This is a genomic window from Pantoea sp. B566, assembly GCF_024793925.1.
Lineage (GTDB): Bacteria > Pseudomonadota > Gammaproteobacteria > Enterobacterales > Enterobacteriaceae > Pantoea > Pantoea ananatis.
This window is the reverse complement of the sequence record NZ_JANUQL010000003.1, coordinates 481,089-496,699: the sequence shown is the minus strand read 5'-3', so window position 1 is coordinate 496,699 and position 15,611 is coordinate 481,089. Positions and strand designations below refer to the sequence as shown.

The 15,611-nt window shown below is 54.2% G+C and carries 13 protein-coding genes; 7 read left to right on the top strand and 6 right to left on the bottom strand.

All coding sequences use genetic code 11. From position 1 onward, the window contains the following. Nucleotides 1-144 precede the first annotated feature (144 nt). Complete coding sequence (locus NYE92_RS04020; RefSeq protein ID WP_013025875.1) at nucleotides 145-555, top strand: hypothetical protein; 411 nt, start codon at nucleotides 145-147, stop codon at nucleotides 553-555. On the opposite strand, the gene NYE92_RS04015 is transcribed toward NYE92_RS04020, so the two are convergent. Next, a complete protein-coding gene (locus tag NYE92_RS04015) occupies nucleotides 552-1,940 on the bottom strand; it encodes a basic amino acid/polyamine antiporter (protein WP_015700238.1) in 1,389 nt (462 codons plus the stop codon). The two genes, NYE92_RS04020 and NYE92_RS04015, sit on opposite strands and share 4 nt — an antisense overlap. Nucleotides 1,941-2,150: 210 nt before the next feature. Further along, on the bottom strand, nucleotides 2,151-3,104 hold the full coding sequence (gene ydgH, locus NYE92_RS04010; RefSeq protein WP_013025873.1) for a DUF1471 family protein YdgH: 954 nt from the start codon (nucleotides 3,102-3,104) through the stop codon (nucleotides 2,151-2,153). 533 nt (nucleotides 3,105-3,637) lie between these two features. On the opposite strand from ydgH, the gene pntA reads away from it, so the two are divergent. Both pntA and pntB read left to right on the top strand, forming a co-directional pair. Further along, entirely contained in the window at nucleotides 3,638-5,170 is a 1,533-nt protein-coding gene (pntA, locus tag NYE92_RS04005) for a Re/Si-specific NAD(P)(+) transhydrogenase subunit alpha (RefSeq protein ID WP_259018570.1), read from the top strand. 3 nt (nucleotides 5,171-5,173) lie between these two features. Then, nucleotides 5,174-6,562: a Re/Si-specific NAD(P)(+) transhydrogenase subunit beta gene (gene pntB, locus NYE92_RS04000; RefSeq protein ID WP_013025871.1), complete on the top strand. Its 1,389-nt coding sequence runs from the start codon at nucleotides 5,174-5,176 to the stop codon at nucleotides 6,560-6,562. Nucleotides 6,563-6,610: 48 nt separating this feature from the next. Here pntB and uspE read toward each other — a convergent pair whose 3' ends face one another. Both uspE and NYE92_RS03990 read right to left on the bottom strand, forming a co-directional pair. Beyond that, nucleotides 6,611-7,564, bottom strand: coding sequence for a universal stress protein UspE (uspE, locus tag NYE92_RS03995; RefSeq protein WP_013025870.1), 954 nt, complete (start codon nucleotides 7,562-7,564; stop codon nucleotides 6,611-6,613). A 119-nt stretch (nucleotides 7,565-7,683) separates the two neighbouring features. Continuing rightward, complete coding sequence (locus NYE92_RS03990; RefSeq protein WP_013025869.1) at nucleotides 7,684-8,424, bottom strand: FNR family transcription factor; 741 nt, start codon at nucleotides 8,422-8,424, stop codon at nucleotides 7,684-7,686. 318 nt (nucleotides 8,425-8,742) lie between these two features. Between NYE92_RS03990 and smrA the strand changes: the two genes are divergently transcribed. Beyond that, nucleotides 8,743-9,309 carry a DNA endonuclease SmrA gene (gene smrA, locus NYE92_RS03985; RefSeq protein ID WP_014593778.1) on the top strand — a complete coding sequence of 189 codons (567 nt, stop codon included), beginning with the start codon at nucleotides 8,743-8,745 and terminating at the stop codon, nucleotides 9,307-9,309. On the opposite strand, the gene NYE92_RS03980 is transcribed toward smrA, so the two are convergent. Next, on the bottom strand, nucleotides 9,306-10,226 hold the full coding sequence (locus NYE92_RS03980) for a LysR substrate-binding domain-containing protein (protein ID WP_013025867.1): 921 nt from the start codon (nucleotides 10,224-10,226) through the stop codon (nucleotides 9,306-9,308). The two genes, smrA and NYE92_RS03980, sit on opposite strands and share 4 nt — an antisense overlap. Nucleotides 10,227-10,544: 318 nt before the next feature. Between NYE92_RS03980 and NYE92_RS03975 the strand changes: the two genes are divergently transcribed. Then, a complete protein-coding gene (locus NYE92_RS03975) occupies nucleotides 10,545-11,885 on the top strand; it encodes an aromatic acid/H+ symport family MFS transporter (protein WP_259018568.1) in 1,341 nt (446 codons plus the stop codon). A 67-nt stretch (nucleotides 11,886-11,952) separates the two neighbouring features. After that, complete coding sequence (locus NYE92_RS03970; protein WP_029568809.1) at nucleotides 11,953-13,293, top strand: VOC family protein; 1,341 nt, start codon at nucleotides 11,953-11,955, stop codon at nucleotides 13,291-13,293. A gap of 33 nt (nucleotides 13,294-13,326) precedes the next feature. Here NYE92_RS03970 and NYE92_RS03965 read toward each other — a convergent pair whose 3' ends face one another. Then, on the bottom strand, nucleotides 13,327-13,761 hold the full coding sequence (locus tag NYE92_RS03965) for a DoxX family protein (RefSeq protein WP_014605776.1): 435 nt from the start codon (nucleotides 13,759-13,761) through the stop codon (nucleotides 13,327-13,329). A gap of 172 nt (nucleotides 13,762-13,933) precedes the next feature. Here NYE92_RS03965 and NYE92_RS03960 point away from each other — a divergent pair, with 172 nt between their 5' ends. Then, a complete protein-coding gene (locus tag NYE92_RS03960) occupies nucleotides 13,934-15,454 on the top strand; it encodes a carboxylesterase/lipase family protein (RefSeq protein ID WP_259018566.1) in 1,521 nt (506 codons plus the stop codon). Nucleotides 15,455-15,611: the final 157 nt, after the last annotated feature.

Genomic DNA, 15,611 nt, shown 5'->3' with positions numbered 1-15,611 from the left:
AGCATAACTTTTCCTGACGCAGAGCTCTATGCAATCACACGAAATATCCTTGAGTAACTGGGATATATTCCGCAAAATAGACAGTCATTAACCCTGCGTTTAACGTGTGTTCCGGATTCATTGTGATCACCTTGAGGAGCCAAAGTGTTTGATAAAGAGCTGGCATCAGCGGTATACCGCGATCGCATCTGCTTTAATTACAGTGATTTCCTGTCGGCATCCTGTAAAAAACGATGGAGCTTTGTGGATGCAATCTACGGCGTACTGCCTATATTTGGCATGGTGACACGCAAATCTGCGCACAGCTTACAGGCGAGTGAAGATCAGCTTAAAGAATTAGCATTACAAATCATTTCAACGCAGGTCAGCGATGAAATCAACATAGCCCGTTTGATCACGCTTGCCGAGCAGCAACACATTTCCCGCTTCGATATTCAGCTTCCGTACCCGCTGTCAGACAAGCAGCTTGAGGCTATTCATGAAGAATACCCTAAGCCTGTAGCACTGACACAGCAGGATGACCTGCTGTGTGTCGTACTGGATCAGGCGCACTAGGCAAGCAGTTCCCACATCGCAGGAAGGGTTGCCGCCACGATCAGCATCATGGCAACCCGTTCGACCGGCTTCAATGCCACCTCATGCCCGCGACGGCGCGCAAAAATAAACAGTAAAATACCCGGCGCATAGAGCACCACTGACGTAAACAGATGCAGCGGGCCTGACGCATACAACAGCCAGATGCCATACAGGCTGGCGCCCACACCGACGGCAAGCGCCCAAGGTTTTTGCTGTCCTTTCACCACTTTAATCAGATAAAGTCCGACCAGCAGATAGGGCACCAGAATCATTTCAGAGGCAATGGTGAGCAGCGTGTTGTAATCTGCGCCGGTCAGGGCAATGAGGATCAGGCAAACCTGAATACTGCCGTTTGTCAGCCATAACGAGGCGGCAGGCGCGTTGCGGGCGTTCTGCCGGGCAATACTGCGTGGAAACGCACCCTGCTGTGCGGCAATAAAGGGCACTTCAGCCGCCATGATCGTCCAGCTCAGGTAAGCCCCGCACACGGAAATAATCAGGCCCACCACAATAATGGCGTTACCCCAGCTCCCCGTCAGGCGCGTCATCAGGCCCGCCATGGAAGGATTCCGCATTTCCGCCAGCTCCGCACGGGGAACGATGCCCAGTGACAGCAGCGTCACCAGCAAATAGACCAGCAGGGCAGCCAGCACCGCCAACAGCGTCGCGCGTCCGACATCCTTTTTATGCTTTGCACGAGAGGATACAACCACCGCGCCTTCCACGCCGATAAACACCCACAGCGTGATCAGCATGGTCTGCTTGACCTGTTCCCACAAGGGGACGCCCAAACTGAGTCCGGAAAAATCGAAGTGAAACCGGTCATAATTGAAGGCCAGAACGGCCAGCACAACAAACAGCAACAGTGGAACCAGTTTGCCAAGGGTTGCCAGCAGGTTGATGCTTGCAGCGGTTTGCACCCCGCGCAGCACCAGCCAGTGAACCAGCCACAGCAGCACCGATGCGCCCAGCATCGCCTGCCACGTATTGCCGTTGCCAAAAATGATCCGATCAGGCGTATCCGTAAAGAAGCTCAGCGCAGAAAAAACAATAACCAGGTAGGAGACGTTAGCGATAACCGCACACAGCCAGTAACCCCACGCGGAACAAAATCCGGTCAGTTCGCCAAATCCGGCGCGGGCATAGGTGAAAATCCCGCCGTCCAGTTCAGGTTTCAGCCGCGTCAGTAACAGCATCGCCAGCGAGAGGAAGATAATCCCCGCGCCCGTGATCAGCCAGCCGATCAACAGCGCCGCCGGACCGGCGACCGCCGCCATATTTTGCGGCAAGCTGAAAACACCTGCGCCCAGCATAGAGCTGAGAACCAGCGCTGTCAGGGCACTGAGGCCTAATTTTTTCTCCAAAACGTTCTTCCTGCTAGCATAAGTGGCTGGATGACCAGCATAAACACAACGTTATATCGTCATTGTGTTACGTATAGCGCGTTAAATACTCTGAAAAACAGGCGGAGGATTTTACGGAGTGCGGTGAAGGATGGCAATGCGTGGCTATGCAAAATCGAGCAGGAATTATGCAAACAGACAACAGGGCGGCGGGCGCCGCCCTGCGGTATTTTATTTGAACAGATCGGCTGTCACGGTCAGGTTGCCACCGCTCTGGTTCTGCCACTGACGCGTCACATGGTAGAATTTAGCCCCTTTCTCGGCAGCGCGTTTCGCGGTTTCCTGTGAAACCTCGGTTGGCGTACCAAAATGTCCGCTAAAGGTTACGGTATCAAACGGCTGCATCTGTGCTGCCGTGACCGCATTCACTTCCTGGATCTCTTTGCCGTCCGGCAAGGTCACCGTATAGCGTTTACCGGTTGAGCTCTGCGTTTCAAAGAAGCGGCCTACCGTGTTGCTAGGGGTTTCTGAAGAGGCGACGCCGGGGATTTCCACTTTCTTAGCGGCTGCACCGCCTGCCGCCAGCGCTGCTTTGCCCGCCTGAGAGTCGGCCGGGATGGTGTCCGGACTCTGCACCACGCGCTGTTTCGCATCGGCCTTATAGATGTACGCGGTAATGAACTGGTTGCCGCCGGTATTGGCATCAACCTGACGCACGATAAAGAAGGAGGCTGCGCCTTTTTCTTTTGCGGCTTTGGAGATCGCGTCATTCACATCAGGCTGGCTCGGGAAGAAGCCGTTGACGGTCACGGTATCGAAGGGTTCCAGGCGATAAGCCTCTGCCTTGGGCAGCTCTTTCAGGCCATTGAACATCCGGTATTCAGTTTCCTGACTGGCTTTAGGCGCGTTGGCCTTGTACAGGTCTGCGGTCACGCGCCAGTTGCCGCTGTTACCGTTGCTGTCGTTAATGCCTTGAATGTAATAAGAATCTGCATTCAGTTCATCAGCACGTTTTGAAACGGCATCTGCCGCATCGCCAATTGCATTGAAACGACCGGTGATATTAATACGTTCGAATGGCTTCAACGCGGCCGCTTGTTCTGGCGTCAGCTCTTTAGCCGCAAATGCATTTGCCGCCAGCAGAGATAACAGGGTAGATGCCAGAATAGTGTTCTTCAGCTTCATAAAAATGATCCTTCGCCTTACGCAAAATGAGTACGAAAACGTGCTGGACTCTTGATGTATAACAGATTAGCCGCTGATTATTACATGTTATAAACACGCTGTCGCAGCCATTTTTTGCGATATATCTCTTGTTGTGAGCCAGATTATTCAATCCTGACCGCGCGCCGCGCGATTTTGCCTTAGGCTTAAGACAATAAGATGAAATGCGCTGTGATAACAGTACGAAAATAGTTAATGCATTGTTAATTTTAGCTTTTTTTAAAAGGAATATCAGGGTGAAGCGCGCAACAGTCAGCAGATTGTTTGCTGCTAATGTCCCTGTACAGTGAGGTTATGCGGAATTGTGTCACTCCGGCTGGATATTACGGCGAATGTGACATAACTGCGCCTGTGCAGTAGATCGTCCGTAACAATTTCAGTAGCTTTAGAAACGATTAGGTTATTGCTTTTTATCACATTGCCTGATGGTCGGTATCGGCACGGCAATGTGTACCGCAAGGATCATCCTCCTTTAATCGATGAAAGGGAAAACTATGTTAATTGGAATACCCAAAGAGCGATTGGCTAACGAGTCACGTGTGGCTGCAACGCCCAAGACCGTTGAACAGCTAATCAAGCTGGGTTTCAGCGTGGCTGTAGAGCATGATGCAGGTAAGCGCGCCAGCTTTGATGATGACAGCTATCTTGCCGCGGGGGCCTCGCTGACTGACCGCCAGCAGGTCTGGCAGGCCGATATCGTGCTGAAGGTGAACGCACCCGATGATGACGAGACAGGTCTGATCCGCGAGGGCAGCACGCTGGTGAGCTTTATCTGGCCCGCTCAGCATCCCGAACTGCTTGCAAAGCTCGCCGCGCGACATGTCACGGTGATGGCCATGGACGCCGTTCCCCGTATTTCCCGCGCCCAGTCGCTCGACGCGCTCAGTTCCATGGCGAACATTGCCGGTTATCGTGCGATCGTCGAGGCCGCACATGAGTTTGGCCGCTTCTTTACCGGGCAGATCACCGCGGCGGGTAAAGTGCCACCGGCAAAAGTCATGGTCATTGGTGCCGGCGTGGCTGGCCTGGCGGCGATTGGTGCAGCCGGCAGCCTTGGCGCCATTGTGCGCGCTTTTGATACGCGTCCTGAGGTCAAAGAGCAGGTCCAGAGTATGGGCGCGGAATTCCTTGAACTCGATTTTGCAGAGGACGCGGGCAGCGGCGATGGGTACGCCAAAGTGATGTCCGATGCCTTTATTCAAGCTGAAATGGCGCTGTTTGCTCAGCAGGCACAAGAGGTCGATATCATCGTCACCACGGCGCTGATTCCGGGAAAACCCGCACCAACGCTCATCACCGAAGAGATGGTGGCCAGCATGAAGCCGGGCAGCGTTATTGTGGACCTCGCGGCGCAGACTGGCGGCAACTGTGCGCTGACGGTTGCCGATCAGGTTACCGTCACCGCCAACGGCGTGAAAATCATTGGCTACACCGATTTACCGAGCCGTTTACCCACCCAGTCTTCACAACTTTACGGCACTAACCTCGTTAATCTGATGAAGTTGCTGTGCAAAGAGAAAAACGGTGAAATTGCTATCGATTTCGCCGATGTTGTCATCCGTGGCGTTACCGTCGTGCGCGATGGCGAGGTGACCTGGCCTGCGCCACCGATTCAGGTCTCAGCTGCACCTAAAGCCACAACCACGTCTGCACCGGTGCAGAAAAAGAGTGAGGTTGCGACGGGATCGCCACGACGCAGCTATCTGCTGCTGGCGCTGGCCATCGTGCTTTTTGCCTGCCTGGCGAACGTCGCACCCCGTGAATTCCTGTCACATTTCACCGTCTTCGCGCTCGCCTGCGTAGTGGGTTACTACGTGGTGTGGAACGTGAGCCATGCGTTGCATACACCGCTGATGTCTGTCACCAATGCCATTTCCGGCATTATCGTGGTAGGCGCTGTGCTGCAAATGGGACATGGCGGTTGGGTCAGCTTCCTGTCTTTTATTGCCGTATTGATCGCCAGCATCAATATTTTCGGTGGCTTCACCGTCACGCAGCGCATGCTGAAAATGTTTCGTAAGGGGTAACACATGTCTGGCGGATTAGTGACAGCAGCATACATTGTTGCCGCAATACTTTTTATTATGAGCCTTGCCGGGCTTTCTAAACATGAAAGCTCAAGGCAAGGGAATCTCTTTGGCATCAGCGGCATGGCAATTGCGCTCATCGCCTCCATTTTTGGTCCCGATAGCAGCAATGTCGTCTGGATTTTGCTGGCGATGGTTATCGGCGGGGCCATCGGCATCCGGTTAGCCAGACGGGTTGAAATGACAGAAATGCCCGAGCTGGTTGCCATTCTGCACAGCTTTGTCGGGCTGGCTGCAGTATTGGTGGGGATCAACAGCTATATCGATCATGCCCCCGGACTGCCCGCAGTCATGGAAAATATCCATCTCAGCGAAGTGTTTATCGGTATCTTTATTGGTGCGGTCACCTTTACAGGATCGCTGGTTGCGTTCGGTAAGCTGTGCGGAAAACTGTCGTCCAGACCGCTGATGTTGCCTCACCGGCATAAGCTGAATCTGCTGGCGCTGATCGTGTCATTCCTGCTGTTGCTGTGGTTCGTCAACACAGACAGTAGCGGCGCGCAGGGATTTGCCCTGTTTGTCATGATGGTCATTGCACTGGCTTTCGGCTGGCATCTGGTTGCCTCCATCGGCGGGGCAGACATGCCTGTCGTCGTTTCTATGCTGAACTCCTATTCAGGCTGGGCTGCGGCGGCGGCAGGCTTCATGCTCAGCAACGATCTGCTTATCGTAACCGGCGCGCTGGTGGGGTCATCGGGTGCCATCCTCTCCTACATTATGTGTAAGGCGATGAACCGTTCGTTTATCAGCGTCATTGCTGGCGGCTTTGGCAGCGACAGCAGCGCGGTAACGGACAGCGAAGAGGCTGGCGAACACCGCGAGATCAGTGCGGAAGACACCGCAGAAATGCTGAAGTCATCCACGAGCGTCATTATCACGCCCGGCTACGGGATGGCGGTGGCACAGGCACAGTATCCGGTGGCCGAGATCACCGAAAAACTGCGCGCCCGTGGCATCAAGGTACGCTTCGGTATTCATCCGGTCGCTGGGCGTTTACCCGGCCATATGAACGTCCTGCTGGCTGAGGCAAAAGTGCCTTATGACGTGGTACTGGAGATGGACGAAATTAACGATGACTTCAGCGACACGGATACGGTGCTGGTGATCGGTGCCAACGATACGGTCAATCCCGCCGCTCAGGACGATCCCGGCAGCCCAATTGCCGGTATGCCGGTGCTGGAAGTGTGGAAGGCGCAAAACGTGATTGTGTTTAAGCGGTCAATGAATACCGGCTATGCCGGTGTGCAAAACCCGCTGTTCTTCAAAGAAAACACCCAAATGCTGTTTGGTGATGCCAAAGCCAGCGTGGAAAATATTCTTAAAGCGCTGTAATAAACAAGGGCGACACATTGTGTCGCCCTTGTTGCGAACCTCGCCTGATTAGTCGTGCTCGTCATCCTCTTCAAGCGTAATCGGCGAAACAAAGTCATCCGGTTTTATCGCCAGTAGATCGCAGCGCAGGTGATCGATCACCTGTTCCGCCGTGTTGCCCAGGAAAGCGGCCGACAGTCCGGTTCGGCCAATAGTCCCTAATACCACAATCCCCGCGCCCAGATGCCCTGAAAGTTCGGGTATGACTTCTTCCGGTAAACCTTTCTCGACATGGGTGAACTCTTCACTGATAGAGAACTTCTGCCGTAGCGCTTTCATCGCCACCAGGTGCTGGCCACGAATCGCGTCGTTGTACACACTGGGATCAAAGTCGGGCAGCTCAATGGCAATATTGATCGGCGTGATGGGATAGGCGCCCACCAGATGAACTTCGGTATGGTTTACGCTTTCTGCCAGTTTAACGGTTTCACGAATGAGTTTCTGATTCAGTGCATCGTGGTGAGGTTCTTCGCTGGCGAGGTTAACCGCCACCAGGGCTTTGCCACCTTCGGGCCAGGGCTGATCTTTGACCATCCACACCGGACAAGGACATTTACGCAACAGATGCCAGTCCGTCGGGGTAAAGATCACCGCTTCCAGCCGATCGTGCTGGTGCGCCATCTTAAGCACCAAATCATGCTGATGAGCCAGCACTTCCTGAATGATGGCTTCGTAAGGACGGTTATGCCAGATCACTTTGATATCAATATCCACGCCTGCATCCAGATAGGCCTGGGCCTGTTCGCGTATCCACTCTGAGCGCTGAGAGATCACGCCCTGACGCATTGAGGTGCGCTCATCCGGTGAGAGCAGGGTGGTCATCTCATATGAGAAGTCGTAGATAGGCAGAAAAGCTTTGATTTTGCCGCCGATAAGCTGGTTGAGATATACCGCACGTCGCAGCGCGGGCTGGTCATCCTGTTGAGGATCGATGGCGACCAGAATATTTTGATACTGGGACATAGGCTACTCTCCTTAAACCAAAGCGACTGGATTAAAGATAGCCTATGTTCAACGCAGTAAGAAAGTGAAAAAGATGTAGCCGGATCAATAAAATAACATTTATTAACCCGGCTTAACCATCAGGCTGCCTGATGGCTCTGGCCCGCCAGACCTTCCAGCATGGCGTGGTTCTCAATAGTGATGTATTTCCCTTTCACCGCCAGCATGCCTGATTTCTGAAAACGCCCCAGCAAACGGCTAATGGTTTCAACGGTTAACCCCAGATAGTTGCCGATGTCGCCACGCGTCATGGTCAAACGGAACTCACGCTGTGAGAACCCCCGCTGACCGTAACGGCGGGATAAGTTCCAGATAAAGGCCGCCAGCCGCTCTTCAGCGTTCTTCTTGGACAGCAACAGGATCATGTCCTGATCGCCTTTGATTTCGCCGCTCATCAGACGCATCATCTGCTGACGCAGGGCCGGCATTTTGCCCGATAAATCATCCAGCGTATCAAAGGGGATTTCACAGACCATCGCCGTTTCCAGCGCCTGGGCAAAGCTTGGATGACTGGCATTCATGATGGCGTCAAAACCGACCAGATCACCCGCCAGATGGAACCCGGTAATTTGTTCATCGCCCTGTTCAGTGATGGTATAGCTTTTGATCGTGCCGGAACGGATAGCATAAAGGGAGCGGAGGTCGTCACCGGCTTTAAACAGCGTATGACCTTTCTGAATGGGTTTCTTTCGCTCAATAATGTTATCTAGCTGATCAAGCTCATGTTCGTTCAGTGTGAAAGGGATGCATAACTGGCTAATGCTGCAATCCTGGCAGTGAATCGCACAACCGCCTGACTGTATACGTTTTTCAGGGAACATAGTGGTTTGCTCGACGATAATTGACTGCGGTCAATTTTACCATTTTTCGCTCGCAAAGGAACTCATCCGAGCAGTTTTTAGGCATACAAAAAGTGTGGTCTGTTACACTTCGCTGAAGGCTGTTATTACTGGCTTTCTTGATGTCAAAGTGTAACGGCCGTCAATATATGTTTACGGTTTTATGATTTCAGACAGGATCTTTCTTTATCTTAAGGCCGGGAATAAGGGTTAAAAACGGGGTTAGCGCAGACTTTCCCGATTTTGCTACTATTCGGGTTAAGCACTATTTTGCGTCATATCATTTTACAGGGGCGAGCGATGAACCTTGACGATGACAATCTGTTCCGTGACGCGATGAATGACGTTACGCCACTCAGAGATGCGGACAACACGCGGTGGAATCCGCTCTCCGCCAGTAAAAAAGCACGTCAACTGCCGCCAGAACAGGAAGATGAAAACATATTAACGCGCGGTTATCTGGATATTATCCCGCTGGATCAGCCTCTGGAATACAAAGCAGAGGGCATTCAGCAGGGCGTGTTAGATAAGCTACGCAAGGGACAGTATACGCTGGACGCCAGCCTTAATTTACTGCGTCAGCCTGTAGAGGTCTGTCGCCAGAACCTGTTTAATTTCATTCGTGAGGTGCGGCAAGCCGGGTTTCGCAACCTGCTTATCATTCACGGTAAAGGACGCGACAGTGAATCCCACGCCAACATCGTACGAAGTTATCTGGATCGTTGGCTACGGGAGCTGGATGAGGTGCAGACCTTCTGTGTGGCGCAAAAGCAGCACGGCGGGGCGGGCGCGCTTTACGTCGGATTACGTAAGACCGAGAAAGCGCGTCAGGACAACTGGGAGCGACATGCAAAACGCAGTCGCTAACTGTGAAATTTACGAATAGTACTCATCAGAACCTCAGCGCTCAGGCTTAAGGTATCGCCGGTTCGGGTGATAATACCGACCGGCTCGCCAGGGCCTGGAGAGGTAATGGGCAGCGAGAAGACGGCGTTGTGACTGAGATCTTCTTTAATGGCGCCTGAAGGCACAAACCAGATGTAGTCATAGCGTAGCGCCAGTTGGCGGGCCAGCGAGGTGGAAGAGGTTTCAACGCAATGTGGCGGTAAACAGCAGCCCTGCTCGTCAAGCATCTGCTGGGCCAGGCGGCGCGGAGCCGTTCCTTCGGGGGAAATCACTACCGGCCACTGCATGGCGCGGGATAAGGTGACGTTGTCACTTAACAGGGGATGTTCCGGCCTGACAACCAGTTTTAATGATTCGAGGAACAGCAGCTCATAGGTTAAGCCGGTCATCATCTCTTTATCAGCCATACGACCAATGCCGATATCAAATTCGCCCGCGCGCAGTCCGGCCAGCAAGACATTGTTGTGCAACGTGGCAACCTGAATGGTGGTGTTAGGACGCAGTTGATGAAAGCGATCGAGAATCTGTGGCAACATGCCCATCGCGGCAGTCGTAAGCGCGCCAAGCCGAATCACGGCAGGACGCTCGTTGATCTGTTCGTTAAAACTCTGACCGGCATGGTTCAGTGCATCCAGCACCTTTACCGCATGCGTCAGAAACTGCTCTCCCATGGTGGTGAGCTGTGCGCCCAGTCGGCCGCGTTCGAACAGCCTGACGCCCGTCAGTTCCTCGAGTTCGTTAAGGGTTTTAGAGAGTGCAGGCTGGCTAAGACTTAACGTCTCGGCTGCACGCCCCAGCGTTCCCTGCTGCGCAACGGCAACAAAGGCATGTAAATGACGCAAGCGAATGCGCTGATTGAAAAGGATATTTTTTTCCATTTCCCAAACTTAATGACATTGCCAGGTAACTGGCAACTATTTAAGCTGGATTTTGTTAACTTTGCTGCAAATTTTTATTAACAATGTGTACTTTTTATCGGGTTTTCATTTAAGTTACTGATAAATAATGCTTGAGGCGCTATCGTGGGATAACGCAGCCGCCAGTCGTGACTGAAAAATCATTAACTTAACTAACCATTTTTTGAATGATTATTATTCTCGTGTAAAATTCACGCGTTTTATCGTTAACGATCGGCTATCATAAGCGCCGTTTTTTTTACCAAAACTGATAGTTATTTCGTTAAGGAGAGTACGTCCGTGAGCAGCGTTGAGTCGGTAGACGTTCGCCGGTTAATCAATCAGGGTGCCCTGAGCGGTGGCCAAATTCGATTGATTGTACTCTGTTTTATCGTCGTGGCGCTTGATGGGATGGATATCGCCATCATGGGGTTTATCGCGCCCTCGCTGAAAGCGTCCTGGAACGTCACGAACCATCAGTTAGGCGTTGTCATCAGTGCGGCGCTTATTGGCCTGGCGCTGGGCGCCATGATCGCCGGTCCACTGGCCGACCGCTTTGGTCGTCGCTTAATGATTATATTCAGCGTGTTGTTTTTTGGCTTATGGACGCTGGTCACCGCGTTTTCGCACAGCATTGAGCAGATGATCCTGTTCCGCTTTTTGACCGGACTCGGATTGGGCGCAGCCATGCCGAACGTCAGCACCCTGGTCGCAGAATATGCCCCCGAGCGCCGTCGCTCATTCATCATCACCGTGGTTTTCTGCGGCTTTACCTTTGGCGCAGCCAGCGGAGGCTTTGCGGCATCCTGGCTGTTACCGCGTTACGAATGGCATTCTGTTCTGTTGCTGGGCGGTATTTTACCGCTGCTGGTGCTCCCGGTGCTGATACGGCAACTGCCAGAATCAGTGCGTTTCTTAATTAGCCGTGGTGCGCCGGCAGAACGCATCCGAACCATTCTGGAGCGTATGATTCCGGGCAGTACGAACCCGCACAGTCAGTTTCAATCCTCCGAAGCGGACGCCACTCAGCCAGACAAAAACGCAATCGCCACGGTTATCTCTCCCCGCTACCGTACCGGCAGCCTGATGCTGTGGAGCGGCTATTTTATGGGGCTCTTTCTGGTTTATCTGATAGGTAGCTGGCTGCCTTCGCTGGTGAGTAAACAGGGGATGACCGTGACCCAGGCCGCCATTATCACCGCCATGTATCAGGCGGGCGGCACCCTGGGCTCGTTATTTGCCGGCTGGCTGATGGACAGATTTAATGCCAACCTGGCGTTGGCCGTCATCTACTTTTGTGGCGGGATTGCCATCGTGGCATTGGGTTTCTCACCGGCGCAGGTCACCGTCATGAGCAGCATAGCCTTCTGTAGCGGCTTTTGCTTTAACGGTGCTAATACCGGAATGAATGCCTTATCAGCCAGCTATTATCCTACCCATGCCCGCGCGACCGGCTCCAGTTGGATGCATGGCGTGGGCCGAATCGGTGCCATCCTCAGCGCGTTTGTGGGAGCAGAAATGCTGTCGCTCGGCTGGTCTTTTAACCTGATCTTTTTGCTTCTGGCGATTCCGGCCGTCCTCACGACAGCGATGCTGGTGATTAAAAACCGTTATGGTTTTAAGCCGATCACAAATTCATGATTTTTTCCGCTGACGGCAACGCGTTGGATTACAGTAGCTGCAACGCTCATGCTTTCAGGTGGTGATTATGGATAACGTTATCAGTGCGGATGCCATCCGTACGGGCTTTTCAAAGGCAATGTCGGACATGTATCAGCAGGAAGTGCCGCTGTACGGCACGTTGATGCAGTTGGTCAAAGACGTTAATCAGGCCTCGCTGGCGGCGGACAGCGCCCTGCAGCAGCGCCTGGCGCAAGCCGATGAGCTGAGCCGTTTAAGCCTGGAACGCCACGGTGCAATCCGCGTCGGCAGCGCCGAAGAACTGGCCATGCTGCGTCAGATGTTCGCCGTTATGGGCATGTTCCCGGTCGGCTATTATGACCTTTCTCAGGCGGGCGTACCGGTACACTCAACCGCGTTTCGCCCTGTTGACGACGACGCGTTGCGTCGTAATCCGTTCCGTATTTTTACCTCATTACTGCGGCTTGAATTGATTGAAGACCCGGCGCTGCGCGATGAAGCTGCCGCAATCCTGGCCTCGCGGGACATTTTCACCGCAGGCTGTCGCGCATTAATTCAACAGCATCAACAGCAGGGCGGTCTGACTGAGACGCAGGCGCAGCGCTTTATTACCGAGGCGTTAGAAACCTTTCGCTGGCACTCGCATAGCCTTGTTGAAAGCCACACCTATCAGGCCCTTAATCAACAACACCGGCTAATTGCGGACGTCGTGTGTTTTCCTGCCTGTCATATCAACCACCTGACACCGAGAACCCTGGACATTGATCGCGTTCAGGCGTTAATGCCCGAACGTGGTATCGATCCCAAAAACGTTATTGAAGGCCCGCCTCGGCGCAAGGTGCCGATTTTATTACGCCAGACCAGTTTTAAAGCGCTGGAGGAACCTGTCGTTTTCAAAGATGGCTATCAGGGCACCCATACGGCAAGATTTGGTGAGATAGAACAGCGCGGCGCAGCCTTAACCCCAGAGGGGCGCGCGCTTTACGATCGGCTGCTGACTGAGGCCGGAAGCGGCGCTGACAATCAACAGCATCAGCAACGGTTGTCTGCTGTATTTCAGGCTTTTCCGGATAACGAAACCGATCTACGCCGGGAGGCTCTGGCCTGGTTTCATTATCGCCTGAGTGATAAAGGCCGGGCTGAACCGCCTCAGCCCGGTGAACCGCTGGACGCCCTGATCGAACAGGGCCGCATTCTGGCCGATCCCATTATTTATGAGGATTTTCTACCGGTCAGTGCGGCGGGGATTTTTCAGTCCAACCTCGGGGATCACACCCAGGCGCGCTCGTCAGGCCAGGCAAGTCGCAGCAGCTTTGAAGCCGCACTGGGCTGCGCAGTACTGGACGAAATGGCGCTGTATGCCCAGCGTCAGGAAGCCTCATTACAACGTTGCGGCCTGGCATGCTAACCCACCGGGGCGGGATTGCCCCGGATTGCGTGACTATTGCAGCCGTGAATCGCGTATCAGCGTGAATCTTCCCGCGCCCAGCAGCATGATCACCAGCGCGCCCAGCAGAAACAGCGCTTCGGTCTCCAGCGACCAGGCGCCCACGCCGGTGCGATGCCATAGTGCCCCGGTTTTGACCAGCAGCGTTGCCACCACCATATTCACCGCCACAATGAACGCCGCAGGCCGCGTCATCAGCCCCACAATCAGCATCAGCGGGGCGATAATTTCCCCGATCCAGGCACCCCAGGCAAGAAATCCTGGCAGGCCGTGCTGGTGCAGCAGTTGGGCAATCCAGCCCACCCCGTGCACCAGCTTGAACTCACCGTGAAACAGCAGCAGTCCACCCAGTGTCAGACGCAATAACAGCTTGCCCAGGTCAGGATGATCGGTCATTCGAACAAAAAGTTGATTGATGCCACTGAACATTTTCTATTCCTCTCACGCTTTAAACGACATGCAGTACTAAAAACAGGTTCGCCGGGAGCGGTCAATCCCGGCGGACGTGCGCAGCACATTTTCGGTATTTTTACCCGCTGTGTTTCTGGACAAAGACAGATGGCCTGAAATAATGACCGCCTACGCAGACAAGGAATAATGCATGAAAAATGAGCACGGCCTGAAGATCGCTATCGCGGACGGTGAGCTGCAAGGCGGCATCGATGACGGGATCTTTGTGTTTAAAGGTATTCCTTACGCTGCGCCGCCGGTGGGGGACCAGCGCTGGCGCGCGCCCCAGCCCGTCATCCCCTGGCAGGGCGTGCGAAGCGCACTGCATTTTTCTGCCGCGAGCTGGCAGAACCGCGAATACTGCCTTGCGATTGGCGGCGGCGATCCCGGCGATTTCAGCGAGGACTGTCTTTATCTCAATGTCTGGACGCCTGAACTGCAGCCCGATAAGCCTCTGCCGGTGATGGTATGGCTGCACGGGGGCGGATTTACCCTCGGTTCCGGCGGGCTGGCTCCCTACAACGGCAAACCGCTGGCCTCACGCGGCGCGGTTATCGTCACGATTAACTATCGGCTGGGCCATCTGGGCTTTTTTGCGCATCCGGCCATGGAAAAAGAGCAGTCGGCGACCGGGACGCTTCACAATTTTGCCTTGCTGGATCAGATCGCGGCCTTACGCTGGGTTCAGCGCCATATTCACGCATTCGGCGGCGATGCCCGTAACGTTACGCTGTTTGGCGAGTCATCTGGCGCACGTAGCCTGTTATCGCTGTGCTGTTCGCCCTTGTCAGCCGGTTTGTTCCACAAGGGAATTTTGCAGAGTGCCTATAGTCTGCCAGACGTGACGCGGACCACGGCGCTTGAGAAAGGCGTGAAGGTGGCCAGCCGTTTAGGTTTGCCCGCTGATGCCAGCATGGAACAGCTGCGCGCGCTGCCTGCTGAGGCCTTTTGGTCACTGGACAGCAGCTACGGGCTGGGTCCTGTTGCCATCGCGGGCGATGCGGTCCTTCCCGCGCCGGTACTGGAGACGTTTATGGCCGGACGTCAGCATCGTCTGCCGCTGATGGCCGGAAGCAACAGCGACGAAGCCAGCGTACTGGCGTATTTCGGTGTCGATGCCGCCACGGTGGTAGACCGGCTTCGTCGTCAAAACCGGTTCAGCTATCAGCTGTTGAAATGGATTTATCCGCTTGAGACGGATGCGTTGCTCGGACGTGCCGTGGCACGGGATATGACGTTTAGCCTGCTTCCCTGGCTGATGATGCGGGCGCAGCAAAAAGTCGCTATGCCGGGCTGGCGCTACTGGTTTGATTACGTATCTGAACATTCGCGGGACCTTTTTCCGCACGGCACCTGGCACGGTAACGAAATCCCCTATGTCATGAATACTCTGCATAACCTGCCCGCTGTCAGCGACGATCGCCGCTTTACGGCCGCCGATCACGCGTTTGCGCAGCAGGTCAGTGACTACTGGTTTCTCTTTGCCCGCGACGTGAACACCAGCACGACGCAACTGGACGGGATCTTGCCCTGGCCTGCCTGGCAGGCGAATAATGACGTGACAATGTCACTCGGGTGCGAGGGGAAAGCGGGGCTCAGACTCATGCCGCGCTTTATGCGTCGGCGGCTGGCGCTGTTTCGCCTGATGATGTCGCGTATGGTTCGCCTATAGTGCTCCCTCAGCCCTCAGCCCTCAGCCCTCAGCCCTCGTGCCGGGTGCCATCCTGCGCGCCCTCCAGGCTGATTTTTGCTGAAACGGTGATCTGTCGCGGAGGCAGTGCACCAGCATAAAAAAGTTTAACAGCGCTGTTACATTTTCGGCCTTTCTG

What these genes read in the sequence shown, in the direction of transcription:
- ydgH (WP_013025873.1), bottom strand. Translation starts at nt 3,104, where the DNA reads ATGAAGCTGAAGAACACTATTCTGGCATCTACCCTGTTATCTCTGCTG.
- pntA (WP_259018570.1), top strand. Translation starts at nt 3,638, where the DNA reads ATGTTAATTGGAATACCCAAAGAGCGATTGGCTAACGAGTCACGTGTG.
- pntB (WP_013025871.1), top strand. Translation starts at nt 5,174, where the DNA reads ATGTCTGGCGGATTAGTGACAGCAGCATACATTGTTGCCGCAATACTT.
- uspE (WP_013025870.1), bottom strand. Translation starts at nt 7,564, where the DNA reads ATGTCCCAGTATCAAAATATTCTGGTCGCCATCGATCCTCAACAGGAT.
- NYE92_RS03990 (WP_013025869.1), bottom strand. Translation starts at nt 8,424, where the DNA reads ATGTTCCCTGAAAAACGTATACAGTCAGGCGGTTGTGCGATTCACTGC.
- smrA (WP_014593778.1), top strand. Translation starts at nt 8,743, where the DNA reads ATGAACCTTGACGATGACAATCTGTTCCGTGACGCGATGAATGACGTT.
- NYE92_RS03980 (WP_013025867.1), bottom strand. Translation starts at nt 10,226, where the DNA reads ATGGAAAAAAATATCCTTTTCAATCAGCGCATTCGCTTGCGTCATTTA.
- NYE92_RS03970 (WP_029568809.1), top strand. Translation starts at nt 11,953, where the DNA reads ATGGATAACGTTATCAGTGCGGATGCCATCCGTACGGGCTTTTCAAAG.
- NYE92_RS03965 (WP_014605776.1), bottom strand. Translation starts at nt 13,761, where the DNA reads ATGTTCAGTGGCATCAATCAACTTTTTGTTCGAATGACCGATCATCCT.
- NYE92_RS03960 (WP_259018566.1), top strand. Translation starts at nt 13,934, where the DNA reads ATGAAAAATGAGCACGGCCTGAAGATCGCTATCGCGGACGGTGAGCTG.